The organism is uncultured Amnibacterium sp. (assembly GCF_964245895.1).
In the GTDB taxonomy this organism is placed as follows: domain Bacteria; phylum Actinomycetota; class Actinomycetes; order Actinomycetales; family Microbacteriaceae; genus Amnibacterium.
The window spans coordinates 1-12,447 of record NZ_CAXTOQ010000021.1; the positions used below are offsets into that span (position 1 = coordinate 1).

Consider the following 12,447-nt stretch of genomic DNA (forward strand, 5'->3'; position numbering starts at 1 on the left):
ACCGCTTCTGGCCGACGTACTTCGTCTGCAGGAAGGTCTCGAACGCCGCCGCCTGGTTCAGCTTGCCGAGGATGCGCATCTGCTCCGAGTGCGTCGGCTTGGCGTACGGGCGCTCGAGGTTCTCCTGGAACCAGACCCGCTGGCCCGGGTCCTGGATGTGCATGTACTCGATGCCGACCGTGCGGCAGTAGCTGTCGCGCAGCTGGCCGAGCACCTCGCGCAGCAGCATCGAGCGCTTGCCGGCGAAGCCGCCGACCACGAAGTCGCGGTCGAGGTCCCAGAACGTCAGGCCGTGGGTGCGCACGTCGAGGTCGGGGTGCATCCGCTGCTGGTAGACGAGCGGGTCGACGTCGGCGAGCAGGTGGCCGCGCACCCGGTAGGCGTTGATCAGCTCCTGCACCCGCGCGGTCTTGGACACGTGGTCCGCGAGGTCGACGTTGATGTCCTGCGCCCAGTGGATCGGGTCGGAGGGGACGCGCAGCGCGGCGAAGATCTCCTCGTAGAAGTGCTGCTCGCCGATCAGCAGCTGGTGCACGATCTTCAGGAACTCGCCCGACCCGGCGCCCTGGATGACGCGGTGGTCGTACGTCGAGGTGAGCGTCAGCGTCTTCGAGATGCCGAGGTCGATCAGCGTCTTCTCGCTGGAGCCCTGGAACTGCGCCGGGTACTCGAGCGCGCCGGCGCCGACGATCGCGCCCTGGCCGAGCGTCAGCCGCGGCACCGAGTGGACCGTGCCGATGCCGCCCGGGTTCGTGAGCGAGATCGTGGTGCCGCCGAAGTCGTCGACGGTCAGCTTGTTCGCACGCGCCTTGCGGACGAGGTCGTCGTAGGCCGCGACGAACTCCGCGAAGTGCATCGTCTCGGCCCGCTTGATGGAGGGGACGAGCAGCGCCCTCGTGCCGTCGGGCTTCGGGACGTCGATGGCGAGGCCGAGGTTGATGTGGCCGGGCTGCACGACCGACGGCTTGCCGTCGATCTCCGCGTAGTGCACGTTCTGGCTCGGGAACTCCATCAGCGCCTTGACCAGCGCCCAGCCGATCATGTGCGTGAAGCTGACCTTGCCGCCTCGCGCCCGGCGGAGGTGGTTGTTGATGACGATGCGGTTGTCGATCATCAGCTTCGCCGGGATCGTCCGCACGCTGGTCGCCGTCGGGATCGACAGCGAGGCGTCCATGTTCGTCGCGAGCGTCTTCGCCATGCCGCGCAGCGGGGTGACCACGTCGTCGCTGGCGGCGCCGGACTGCACCCGCTGCGCGGGCGCGTCGGCGGGGATGGGCTTGGCGGCGACCGGCTTGGCCGGGGTCTTCGCCGCAGGGGCAGGGGCAGGGGCAGGCGCGTGGGCCGCGGCGGGGGCGGTCGCCGGGGCAGCGGTGGCGGCCGGCTCGTCCCGCGGCTCGGCCTCGGCCGTGGGCTGCGGCGGGGCGTCGCTGCCGGGCGCCGGCAGCTCGTGCGGCTGCAGCACCGAGTCCGCGTCGACCCGGTGGTAGTCCTGCAGCACGGGCCACCAGGCCCGGTCGACGGAGTCCTTGTCCACGAGGTACCGCTCGTACAGCTCGTCCACGAGCCACTCGTTGGCGCCGAACTCGGGCGCCTCCCCGTCATCCGTCCCGGTCAGCTGGTTCGACACCGGCTCTTCGCCCACTCTCGATCGCTCCCTCAGTCGCCCGGTCCGAGGGTACGCCGGTCGGACCTGCGGCAGGACACGTGGATACCGTTCCGGACATGCGTTTCCTCAGCGCCCCGCCCGCCTACGACCTGACCTACTCCGACGTCTTCCTCGCGCCCGCGCGGTCGGGCGTGTCGAGCCGGCTCGACGTCTCCCTCGCCCCCGACGACGGCACCGGCGCGACCATCCCGGTCGTCGCAGCGAACATGAGCTCCGTGACCGGACCCCGCCTGGCCGCCACCCTGGCCCGGCGCGGCGGGCTCGCCGTGCTGCCGCAGGACCTGGCGCCGGGCGAGCTGGCGGAGGCGGTCGCTTGGGTGAAGGCGCAGTCGCCCCGGTGGGACTCGCCGGTGGTGCTGGCGCCGGACGCGCCGGCGGGTGAGGCGCGGGCCCTCGTCACCGGCGGCAGGGACCGCGGGGTCGTGCTCGTGGACGCGGGGGGCGAGCTCGTCGGCGTCGTCGACGCGGAGGCGGTCTGGGCGGCGGATCCCGCGACCCCGCTGCGGGGGCTGGTGGCCGGCTCGCAGCCGACCCTGGACGCCGCGGTGAGCGATCCGCACGCCGTCTTCACGGCGCTCGAGGGGGTCGCCGACGCCGCGACGGGGTTCGTGCCCGTGCTCGACGGCGGCGTGCTGGTCGGCACGGCGAGCGCGCGCAGCGCCGTCCGGCAGGCGGTGTACTCGCCCGCGCTCGACGCGGGCGGCCGGCTCCGGGTCGCGGCGGCCATCGGCATCACCGGCGACGTCGCCCGCCGGGCGCGCGAGCTGGCGGACCTCGGCGTCGACGTGCTGGTGCTCGACACCGCCCACGGCCACCAGGAGGGGATGCTCCGCGCGCTGGAGGCGGTCGCCGGGCTGGGGCTCGGGCTCCCGATCGTGGCGGGCAACGTCGTCACCGCTGAGGCGACCCGCGACCTCGTGCGCGCCGGGGCCTCCATCGTCAAGGTCGGCGTCGGGCCGGGGGCCATGTGCACCACCCGGATGATGACGGCGGTCGGCCGGCCGCAGTTCTCCGCGGTGCTCGAGACGGCCGACGCGGCCCATCAGCTCGGCGCGCACGTCTGGGCAGACGGCGGCGTGCGGTACCCGCGCGACGTGGCGCTCGCGCTCGCGGCCGGCGCCGGCTCGGTGATGATCGGCTCCTGGTTCGCGGGCACGATCGAGGCGCCCGGCGCGATCGAGCGCGGGGACGACGGCACCCTCTTCAAGCAGAGCTGGGGGATGGCGTCGGCGAAGGCGGTGAGCGCCCGGTTCGGCGGGCGCGACCCGTGGGACCTCGCGCGGAAGCAGCTGTTCGCGGAGGGGATCTCCTCCTCCCGGATCGTGCTCGACCCCCTCCGACCCGGCCTCGAGGACCTGCTCGACATCATCACCACGGGCGTGCGGTCCTCCTTCACCTACGCGGGAGCCGCCGATCCGGTGGCCTTCCGCGAGCGCGCGGTCGTCGGCGTGCAGTCCGCCGCCGGCTACGAGGAGGGCAAGCCGCTGCCGGTGGGCTGGTAGCCGGTACACTCGACGGCCTGATGGACGACTGCTCGCCCACCCCGCCGGTCGCCTAGATGCTCTGGTTCGACCTGCTCCTGCTCGCGTTCGGCGTGGTCCTCACGTTCGGGACGGGCCTCTTCGTCGCGGCCGAGTTCGCGCTCGTGAACCTCGACAGGTCCGACCTCGAGGCGCGGCGGCGCGGCGGGGAGGCGGGCCTCGACCGCACCATCGCGGCGCTCAGGATCACCTCGACGCACCTCTCGAGCGCCCAGCTGGGCATCACCCTCACCACGCTGCTGGCCGGCTACACCTTCGAGCCGGCCCTCTCGGCGTTCATCGGCGCGCCGCTGACGGCGCTCGGGGTGCCGGAGCAGCTGGTCACCCCGATCGGCGTGGTGCTCGGGCTGCTGATCGCGACCGTGATCAGCATGATCCTGGGCGAGCTGCTGCCGAAGAACCTCGCGCTCGCGCTGCCGATCCGGGTCGCGAAGACGGTGATGCCGTTCCAGTCCGGCTTCACCATGGTGTTCCGGCCGGCGGTCCGGCTGCTGAACGGCACCGCGAACCGGGTGCTGCGGCTGATCGGCGTCGAGCCGAAGGAGGAGCTCTCCGGCGCCCGCACCGCCGAGGAGCTCTCCTCCCTCGTCCGCCGCAGCGCGATGGAGGGGGTCCTCGACAGCGAGACGGCGACCCTGCTCGAGCGCACCCTGAACTTCTCCGGCCACACCGCCGCCGACGTGATGACGCCCCGGCCGCGGCTGTCCACGATCGCGCGGTCCGCCTCCGCCGCCGACGTGCTGCGGCAGGCCGGCAGGACCGGCTTCTCCCGCTTCCCGGTGATCGGCGAGGACGGGGTGGACGACGTCGTCGCGCTCGTGCACGTGAAGCAGGCGATGGCCGTGCCGCGCGACCGCCGGGCGGACGTGCCGGTCGGCGCGATCGAGACGGAGGCGCTGCGGGTGCCGGAGACGATGACCCTCGACGCGCTGCTCGGCGAGCTGCGCGGCCGCGGCTACCAGATGGCCGTCGTGCTCGACGAGTACGGCGGCACCGCCGGGGTCGCCACGCTCGAGGACTGCGTGGAGGAGCTGGTGGGCGACCTCGTCGACGAGCACGACCGCACCCGCGCGGGCATCGTGCGCGGCCTCGACTCGCTGACGTTCCCCGGCATCCTCCGGCCGGACGAGCTGCTCGACCAGGCGGGGGTGAAGGTGCCGGAGTCCGGGCTGTACGAGACGGTCGCGGGCTTCGTGGTCACCGAGCTCGGCCGGCTGCCGCAGGTCGGCGACGCGGTCACCACCGAGCAGGGCAGCCTCGAGGTGCTGCGGCTCGAGGGCCGCCGCATCGACCGCCTCCGCTTCCGCGCGGATCCCGACGCGGTGGTCGCGCCATGAGCGACTGGACCGGCATCGGCTGGCTGGTCGTGCTGCTGATCGTGAACGCGTTCTTCGTCGCGAGCGAGTTCGCCGTGATCTCGGCCCGCCGCTCCCAGATCGAGCCGCTCGCGGAGCAGGGGAAGCGCTCGGCCCGGGTCGCGCTCGGCGCGATGGAGCACGCGACCCTGATGCTCTCCACCACCCAGCTGGGCATCACGGTCGCGTCGCTGCTGATCCTGAACGTCAGCGAGCCGGCCATCCACCACCTGCTCGAGGTCCCGCTGCACCTCACCGGGCTGCCGGAGGAGGCGCTCGGCGTCGTCGCGTTCGTGGTGACGCTGCTGCTCGTCACGTTCCTGCACGTGATCTTCGGCGAGATGGTGCCGAAGAACCTCGCGTTCTCGCTGCCGGACCGCGCCGTGCTGCTGCTGGCGACGCCGCTCGTGTTCGTGGAGCGGGTGTTCCGGCCGCTGATCCTCGCGCTGAACGGGGTGACGAACGCGCTCGTCCGGCTCGTCGGGGTCGAGCCGAAGGACGAGGCGAGCAGCACCTTCACGATCGACGAGGTCGAGACGATCGTCGCCACCTCGCGCCGCGAGGGCACCCTCGACGGCACCTCCGGCACGCTCACGGCCGCGTTCGACTTCACGGAGAAGCAGGTCGCCGAGGTCGCCGTGCCGATGCGCGAGATCGTGTCGCTGCCCGAGCGCGCGACCCCGCTGGACCTCGAGCGGGCGGTCGCGCAGAGCGGCTTCTCGCGCTACATCCTGGTGGACGCGGCGGGGGAGCCGACCGGCTACCTCCACCTGAAGGACGTGCTGGAGGTGGCCGAGGCGGAGGTCGCGCGCCCGATCCCCGGCAAGCTCGTCCGGCGGCTGACCAGCGTCCTGGCGGGGACGGAGCTGGAGGACGCGCTCGCGGCGCTGCGGCGCGGCCGGCAGCACCTCGCGAAGGTCGTCGACCAGGACGGCACGACGCAGGGCGTCCTGTTCCTCGAGGACGTCATCGAGGAGCTGGTGGGCGAGGTCCAGGACGCGACCCGGCGCTAGGCGAGGGACGCCGACCCGCGTGCCGCGCTGACCCGTATGTGCCGTGCCGGCGGACACGTGCTGCCGCTGCGGCGCCGAACCATGTCCAGGGGTGCGGCACGTGCGTCGCGCGGGCGCCGCCTCGTGCTGGTGAGGCGGCGCGCCCCTCCTCCCCAGGTCGTGCTGGCGGCCGTTCTGGGCCCCGGAGTCGGATCAGAGCTCGAGGGCGGGAGCCGTCGGCGACGCTTCCGCCATGGACCGATGGGACGTCGACCTGATCGTCGTGATGCAGACCGCGCTGGGCGGTGGGGAGCTGCGCTCTCTCGCGCGGGACGTCGAGCGGGGCCTCCGGCGCCGTTTGTTCCGTGGCGTCTACGTCGATCGCGTCCGCTTCGACGCGCTGCCGCCTACTGAGCAGCACCGCGTCCGGATGGCGGGCTACGCCGCCACCTGCTTGGAACCGCCGGTGTTCTCGCACTGGTCGGCCGCCGTCGCCGAGGACCTCCCGTTCCTCGGAGACCATCTGGGCGTCGTGCACACGATTACAGGGTCGCGGTCGGCGCGGAGTCGGACGGGCGCGTCGGTGCATCTCCTCGCGCTCCCTGGATCGGACGTCGTCGAGGTCGACGGCCTGCGCTGCACCTCGCCGGCGCGAACCGTCGTCGACGTCGCCTGCGCCAGCGGGTTCGACGACGGGCTCGTCCTGGCCGACGCCGCCCTCCACTCCGGCCTGGTCGGGGGCAAGGAGATGCTGCGGGAGGCACTCGCCGCGGTCCCTGGGCGAAAGGGGGCGGTCCGCGCGGCCGAGGTCGTCGAGTTCGCCGATGGCGACGCGGAGTCACCGGGCGAGTCCCTCGGGCGCCACACGATGCACCGCATGGGCGTCGAGCCGCCCCTGCTGCAGTGGCGGCTGCTCCGGGTCGACGGAGTCCTGATCGCACGACTCGACTTCTTCTTCCCATCCGTCAACGTGGGCGCGGAGTTCGACGGTCGGGTGAAGTACTTCGACCCGCGGTTCACGAAGGGCGAAGCGAACGAGGTCCTCTACCGGGAGAAGCTGCGCGAGGACGAGGCGCGGCGCCATCTCGCCGGGCTCGCACGGTTCGGCTGGCGGGAGGCCAGGAGCGTGGACCTCCTTCGCCCGATCCTCGCCGGGGCCGGCGTGCGGCCCCGTCACTTCGTGCTGCTCTGACGGACGTGTGCCGCTGCTCTAGCGGATGCACACGTCCGCAGGTGGTGCACACGCGTGTATCGGCGCTAGGCGAGGGACGCCAGGAAGCCGCGGAGCGCGGCCGGATCCGTGTAGACGTGGCCGGCGATGCCGATCGACTCCGCGCCGCGGACGTTCGCCTCGCGGTTGTCGATGAACGCCATCGCGGCCGGCTCGACGCCGAGCGCCTCGGCGACGTACCGGTAGATCGCGGGGTCCGGCTTCAGCAGCAGCAGCTCGGCGGAGACGAAGACGCGCTCGAACAGGGCGCCCATCGGGGAGAAGCGGAACGCGGCGCCGTAGTCGGCTGCGGCGTTCGACAGCAGCGCGATGCGGGTGCCGCCGTCGACCAGGTCGGTCAGCACGCGCACCACCTCCGGGTCCGCGGAGGTCCAGCTGCGGAAGTCGAGCGCCCACATCCGCTGCGCCATCGGGACGTCCCAGCGCTGCCCGCAGGCGGCGCCGATGCCGATCCAGTAGTCGGCCGTCGCGATCAGGCCCTGGTCGAGCCCGTCGCGGTCCGCCTGGTACGCCCGCCAGAAGTCGTCCGCCGGGACGCCGGCCGCCGCGACCAGCGCAGCGCGGTCCTCCGGCGACTGGGAGAAGGAGATCACCTCGCCGTAGTCGAACACGACGGTGCGGCCCGGCAGGGAGATGCTCACCGGATCACCGTAGCCACGGGTGGCACGCTGACCGGCGTGACGGGTGCGGACTACACGGGCGAGCAGGCGGCGCGCGCGATCGCGGTGCCCACGGCATCGGACGACAAGTACGCCAGGGGCGTGCTCGGCGTCGTGACCGGATCGGAGCAGTACCCGGGCGCCGCGGTGCTCGGGGTCGAGGCCGCGTCGCGCACCGGTGTCGGCATGATCCGCTACCTCGGCCCTGAGCGGCCCGCCGCGCTGGTGCTGGCGCGCCGGCCGGAGGTGGTGACCTCGGACGGCCGGGTGCAGGCGTGGCTGATCGGCTCGGGCACCGCGCCGGACCGCGACCCCGCCGAGCGCGAGCGCCTCCTCGGGCTGCTGGGCCAGGCGCTGCCGACCGTGCTCGACGCCGGGGCGCTGGACCTGGTGCCGGAGGCGTCCGGGCCGGTCGTGCTCACCCCCCACTTCGGCGAGCTGCTGCCGGTGCTTCGGGCGGCAGGCGTGACCGCGACGAAGGACGACGTCGCCGCGGACCCGGAGCGCTGGGCGGTCCGCGCCGCCCGCGAGACCGGGGTCACGGTCCTGCTGAAGGGGGCGACGACGATCGTCGCCGACGCCTCCGGGCTGCGCTTCCGGGTGCGGGCCGGACAGCCGTGGCTGGCGACCGCCGGCTCCGGCGACGTGCTCGGCGGCGTGCTCGGCGCCCTGCTCGCCACGCACGGCCCCGCGATCGCCGAGTCGCCCGCGCTGCTCGGCGACCTCGCCGCAGCCGCCGCGTGGATCCACGGGGACGCCGGCCGCATCGCCTCCGGCGGCGGCCCGATCCAGGCGCTCGACGTCGCCGAGGCCGTCCCCGCGGTGATCAGGAGGCTGCTCGCCGCCGCAGAGCGGATCCATAGCGGGCGGAGAGGGGCCGCTTCCGGCCCGTCGGTACCGTCGACCCCGTGACCACCACCGCCACCCGCGTCGTCGCGGCCGCCGCCCTCGCCGCAGCCGCCGTCGGCGGCCTCGCCTCCTGCTCGAGCGAGTCCGCGGCAGGCGAGACGGTGGACTCGTCGGCGCTCGCCGACGCCTCCGGCACCTGGACCGAGACCGGCGCCTACACGACGCCGGGCGGCCAGGAGTCGATCGAGGTGACCCTGACCGTCGAGAAGGGCACCGTCACGGCGGTCAGCGTGCAGGGGTCCGGCGGCTCGCCGAACTCGCAGCAGTACCAGGTCGCGTTCGCCTCCGGCATCTCGGCGGAGGTGGTCGGCAAGCCGCTCGCGACGCTCGACGTCGGCGCGGTCAGCGGCTCGTCCCTCACGGGGCAGGGCTTCGACGCGGCGGTCGAGAAGATCCGCGCCGACGCCGCCTGATGGCGGCCGCCGGCACCCGCGTGGTCTTCGACGCCATCGGGACGCGGTGGACGATCACCACGGCGCGGCCGATGGAGGCGGCGCTCGCCGACCGCGTCGCCACCGTGATCGCGGACTACGACGCGACCTGGTCGCGGTTCCGGGACGACTCCGGGGTGGCGCGGATCGCCCGCGGCGACGCCGTCGACCTCGGCCCCACCGCCCCGCCGCTGCTCGGGCTGCTCGACGGGCTGCGCGCGGCGACCGACGGCGCCGTCGACCCGCTGGTCGCCGCGTCGCTGGCGCACCTCGGCTACGACGGCGCCGGCGGGCTCGCCGCGGCCGACGGCTACCGCCCTGCGCCCCGCGCGGAGGTCGTCGTCGACGGCACGACCGTGCGGACGGTGCCGCCCGCGCTGCTCGACGTCGGCAGCGCCGGCAAGGGCCAGCTGGTCGACCTCGTCCTCGCGGAGGTGGTCGCCGCCGGCCACCAGGAGGCGGTCGTCGACGCGAGCGGCGACCTCGCCGTGCGCGGGGCGCCGCTCCGCGTCGCCCTCGAGCACCCCTTCGACGCGTCCGCCGCGATCGGCGTCGTCGAGGTCCGGGACGCCGCGATCGCCGGGTCCGCGGTGAACCGCCGGGACTGGTCGGTGGAGGGCGCGCGCCGCCTGCACCACGTGCTCGACGCCCGCACCGGCGTGCCGGTCGAGACCGTCGCGGCGACCTGGGTCCTCGCCGGGACGGCGATGCTCGCCGACGCCCTCGCGACGGCGCTGTTCCTCGCGCCGCCCGAGCGCCTCGCGGCGCACCACGACTTCCGCTACGTGCGGATGCGGACCGACGGCGTCGCCGACTGGTCGCCCGACCTGCCCGGCGAGGTGTTCCGGTGAGGCGGGCCGCCGGACGGCTCGACGCCGCGCTCGGGCGGGTGCCGATGCTGCGGCTCGTCCTCGTGCTGCTGGCCGTCGTCTCGGTCGCCTCCCTGCTGCTGTCCCTCGCCGGCGTCCTGCGCTACCCGGTCGCGGCGCTGGCCGCGACCCTCGTCGTCGCGGTCGCCGCCTCCTGGCTCGGCGACCGGGCCATGGCCGCGCTCGCCCGGGCCGCGCCCGTCGGCGAGTCCGCGCTGGTCACCGGGCTGATCCTGTTCCTCGTCGTCTTCCCGGTGCTCACCGCCTCCGGCCTGCTGCTCGTCGCGGCCGCCGCCCTGGTCGCGAACGCGTCCAAGTACCTGATCCGCATCGGCGGCCGCCACGTGCTGAACCCGGCGGCGACCGGCCTGGTCGTCGTCGGCCTGACCGGGCTCACGGGATCCGCCTGGTGGGTCGCGACGCCCGGGCTGCTGCCGCTGCTGCTCGTCTCCGGCGTGCTGATCGCGGTGCGCACGCGGCTCGCCGGCCCGGTCGCCGTGCTGGTCGTCGCCGGCGCGGTCGTGCAGGTCGGGGCGCTCGAGGCGACGGGCGCCGACCTGCCCACCGCGCTCGCCTACCTCCCCTCCACGCCGCTGCTGCTCCTCGCGACCGTGATGTTCACGGAGCCGATCACGCTGCCGCCGCGACGCGGCCAGCGGTACGCGGAGGCGGTGCTGGTCGCGGTGCTGCTCGTCGTGCCCTACGTCGCTCCCGTGTCGCTGCTCACCCTGCGGCCGACGCCGGAGCTCGCGCTGCTGATCGGGAACGTCTTCGCGGTGCTGGCGGCCCGCCCGGTCGCGGCGGGGCTGCGCCTCGCGGGCTCGAGGCGGCTGACGCCGACCACGGTGGAGTACGCGTTCCGGCCCGACCGGCCGCTGCGGCAGCGGGCCGGCCAGTTCCTCGAGCTGCAGGTGCCGCATCGCGGCAGCGACCTGCGCGGGGTCAGGCGGAGCCTCACGATCGTGTCGGCGCCAGGGGAGGAGGACGGCACGGTCCGCGTCGCCGTCCGCGAGCGCACGCCGGCGAGCTCGTTCAAGCGGGCGCTGGCCGCCCTGCCGGTCGATGGGGCGGCGCGGGCCGTGACCGTGACGGGCGGGTTCACGCTGCCGGACGACCGGACGGTGCCGCTGGTCCTGGTGGCGAGCGGGATCGGGATCACCCCCTTCGTCAGCCAGCTGCGGCAGGAGGCGGCCGAGGTCGCCGCAGGCGCGCGCCCGCGGGACGTGCTGCTCGTCGACCGCGTGCCGTCCGCGGACGAGATCCCGTACCGCGCCGAGCTGGCGGCGACCGGCGTCCGGGTCCTGCTCGTGTGCCCGGACCCGGCAGCCGTGCGGGACGTGCCGGAGCAGTGGCACGTCGCCGGCGCGTTCGACGCCGCCGCGGTGACATCGGTGCTGCCCGACCCGGCCGGCCGGACGGCGTACGTGTCCGGCTCGCCGCGGTTCCTCGCCCTGGCGCGGTCCGTGCTCGCGGGCGCCGGCGTCCGGCGGATACGGACCGACGCGTTCTCCGGGTACTGAGCCCGCTACGGTCGGTCGCGTGACGCAGCCCTGGCCACCGGCGCGGTCGGCGCGGGACTGGACGCTCCTCGCGGCGGGCTTCCTGGTCGTGCACCTCGTCCTCGGCTGGCTGTGCATCGTCGACCCGGTGGTCGGCGGGCGGCCGACGCAGCCGGCGGGCGACGTGACCGGCGTCTACCGGTTCTGGGTCGACTACTGGCACACCACCGGCGTCCTCGTCGGCATCGACACCGACTGGGTCTACCCGATCGGCGCGCTGCCGCCGATGCTGCTCGCCGGGATCCTCGGCGACGGCCCGTACCTGCTCGTCTGGCTGGTGATGGTCGCGGTGCTCGACGCGGTCGCGCTGGTGTTGCTGGCCCGGCGCGGTCGCGCACCGGCGTGGTGGTGGCTCGGGTTCACGGCGCTGCTCGGGCCGGTGGCGCCGTCGCGCATCGACGCGGTGGCGCTGCCGGTCGCCGTCGTCGCGGTGCTGCAGGTCGCGCGACGCCCGGCCGTTGCCGCGGCGCTGCTCACGCTGGCCGCCTGGGTGAAGGTGTGGCCTGCCGCGGTCGTCGCCGCGATGCTCATCGCGCTGCGCCGGGCGGTCTCCACGATCGGCGCCGCGGCGATCACCTCCGCCGTCGTGATCGGCATCGCGCTGCTCGCCGGCGCTCGCGGCTCCGTGCTCTCCTTCGTGTCGGCGCAGGCGACGCGCGGCCTGCAGGTGGAGGCGCCGGTCGCGCTGCCGTGGCTCTGGTCCGCGGCGCTCGGCGATCCGGGCGTGACCGTCTACTACGACACCGACATCCTCACCTACCAGCTGCGCGGCGGCGGGGTGCAGGCGGTCGCCGCGCTGATGACGCCCGTGCTCGCGATCGGTGTGCTCGCCGTCGTGCTGCTCGCGCTGCTGGCCCGCAGGCGGGGCGCGGCGCCGGAGGCGGTGCTCGCGGTGACCGCGCTGGGGTTCGTCTCCGCGATCATCGCGCTGAACAAGGTCGGGTCGCCGCAGTACCTGACCTGGTACGTCGCGCCCGTCCTGCTCGGGCTGCTCGCGAGCGGCCGGCGGTTCGCCGTCCCCGCCGGGCTCGTGCTCGCCGCCGCCGCGCTGACGCAGCTGATCTACCCGTGGTGGTACGACGGCGTCACGAGCCCGGCGCCGCTGGTGATCGGCGTGCTCACCCTGCGGAACGCGATCGAGCTCGTGCTGCTCGGCTGGTGCCTCGTGGCCCTGCGCTCCATGCCGGCTGCGGTCATGAGCAGGGCCGTCGCCGCCCCCGCCTAGACTCGGGGCG

General features: G+C 74.5%; 11 protein-coding genes. 9 read left to right on the top strand and 2 right to left on the bottom strand.

Going from position 1 to position 12,447, the window contains the following annotated elements; translation table 11 throughout:
* A partial coding sequence (locus ACFE60_RS05025) for a 2-oxo acid dehydrogenase subunit E2 (protein WP_375387777.1) occupies nucleotides 1–1,627 on the bottom strand: 1,627 nt, incomplete at its 3' end.
* Nucleotides 1,628–1,722: 95 nt separating this feature from the next.
* On the opposite strand from ACFE60_RS05025, the gene ACFE60_RS05030 reads away from it, so the two are divergent.
* The 4 genes from ACFE60_RS05030 to ACFE60_RS05045 all read left to right on the top strand — a co-directional run bounded on the left by ACFE60_RS05030 (nucleotide 1,723) and on the right by ACFE60_RS05045 (nucleotide 6,746).
* Nucleotides 1,723–3,168: a GuaB1 family IMP dehydrogenase-related protein gene (locus ACFE60_RS05030; protein ID WP_375387747.1), complete on the top strand. Its 1,446-nt coding sequence runs from the start codon at nucleotides 1,723–1,725 to the stop codon at nucleotides 3,166–3,168.
* Nucleotides 3,169–3,224: 56 nt separating this feature from the next.
* Nucleotides 3,225–4,544: a hemolysin family protein gene (locus tag ACFE60_RS05035; RefSeq protein WP_375387748.1), complete on the top strand. Its 1,320-nt coding sequence runs from the start codon at nucleotides 3,225–3,227 to the stop codon at nucleotides 4,542–4,544.
* Nucleotides 4,541–5,575, top strand: coding sequence for a hemolysin family protein (locus ACFE60_RS05040; RefSeq protein ID WP_375387749.1), 1,035 nt, complete (start codon nucleotides 4,541–4,543; stop codon nucleotides 5,573–5,575). Before ACFE60_RS05035 ends, ACFE60_RS05040 begins: the two co-directional genes overlap by 4 nt.
* A 232-nt stretch (nucleotides 5,576–5,807) precedes the next feature.
* Complete coding sequence (locus ACFE60_RS05045; RefSeq protein WP_375387750.1) at nucleotides 5,808–6,746, top strand: hypothetical protein; 939 nt, start codon at nucleotides 5,808–5,810, stop codon at nucleotides 6,744–6,746.
* A 65-nt stretch (nucleotides 6,747–6,811) separates the two neighbouring features.
* On the opposite strand, the gene ACFE60_RS05050 is transcribed toward ACFE60_RS05045, so the two are convergent.
* Entirely contained in the window at nucleotides 6,812–7,426 is a 615-nt protein-coding gene (locus ACFE60_RS05050) for an HAD-IA family hydrolase (RefSeq protein ID WP_375387751.1), read from the bottom strand.
* 36 nt (nucleotides 7,427–7,462) lie between these two features.
* Here ACFE60_RS05050 and ACFE60_RS05055 point away from each other — a divergent pair, with 36 nt between their 5' ends.
* From ACFE60_RS05055 to ACFE60_RS05075, 5 genes are read left to right on the top strand one after another with little or no spacing between them, the layout of a single operon-like run.
* Nucleotides 7,463–8,356, top strand: a complete 894-nt coding sequence (locus ACFE60_RS05055) for an NAD(P)H-hydrate dehydratase (RefSeq protein ID WP_375387752.1) — start codon at nucleotides 7,463–7,465, stop codon at nucleotides 8,354–8,356.
* On the top strand, nucleotides 8,353–8,766 hold the full coding sequence (locus ACFE60_RS05060; RefSeq protein WP_375387753.1) for a hypothetical protein: 414 nt from the start codon (nucleotides 8,353–8,355) through the stop codon (nucleotides 8,764–8,766). Before ACFE60_RS05055 ends, ACFE60_RS05060 begins: the two co-directional genes overlap by 4 nt.
* Nucleotides 8,766–9,635 carry an FAD:protein FMN transferase gene (locus ACFE60_RS05065; RefSeq protein WP_375387754.1) on the top strand — a complete coding sequence of 290 codons (870 nt, stop codon included), beginning with the start codon at nucleotides 8,766–8,768 and terminating at the stop codon, nucleotides 9,633–9,635. Before ACFE60_RS05060 ends, ACFE60_RS05065 begins: the two co-directional genes overlap by 1 nt.
* Entirely contained in the window at nucleotides 9,632–11,173 is a 1,542-nt protein-coding gene (locus ACFE60_RS05070; RefSeq protein ID WP_375387755.1) for an FAD-dependent oxidoreductase, read from the top strand. Before ACFE60_RS05065 ends, ACFE60_RS05070 begins: the two co-directional genes overlap by 4 nt.
* Nucleotides 11,174–11,192: 19 nt before the next feature.
* Complete coding sequence (locus ACFE60_RS05075; protein WP_375387756.1) at nucleotides 11,193–12,437, top strand: glycosyltransferase 87 family protein; 1,245 nt, start codon at nucleotides 11,193–11,195, stop codon at nucleotides 12,435–12,437.
* The last annotated feature ends 10 nt before the right edge of the window (nucleotides 12,438–12,447 follow it).

What these genes read in the sequence shown, in the direction of transcription:
- ACFE60_RS05030 (WP_375387747.1), top strand. Translation starts at nt 1,723, where the DNA reads ATGCGTTTCCTCAGCGCCCCGCCCGCCTACGACCTGACCTACTCCGAC.
- ACFE60_RS05035 (WP_375387748.1), top strand. Translation starts at nt 3,225, where the DNA reads ATGCTCTGGTTCGACCTGCTCCTGCTCGCGTTCGGCGTGGTCCTCACG.
- ACFE60_RS05040 (WP_375387749.1), top strand. Translation starts at nt 4,541, where the DNA reads ATGAGCGACTGGACCGGCATCGGCTGGCTGGTCGTGCTGCTGATCGTG.
- ACFE60_RS05045 (WP_375387750.1), top strand. Translation starts at nt 5,808, where the DNA reads ATGGACCGATGGGACGTCGACCTGATCGTCGTGATGCAGACCGCGCTG.
- ACFE60_RS05065 (WP_375387754.1), top strand. Translation starts at nt 8,766, where the DNA reads ATGGCGGCCGCCGGCACCCGCGTGGTCTTCGACGCCATCGGGACGCGG.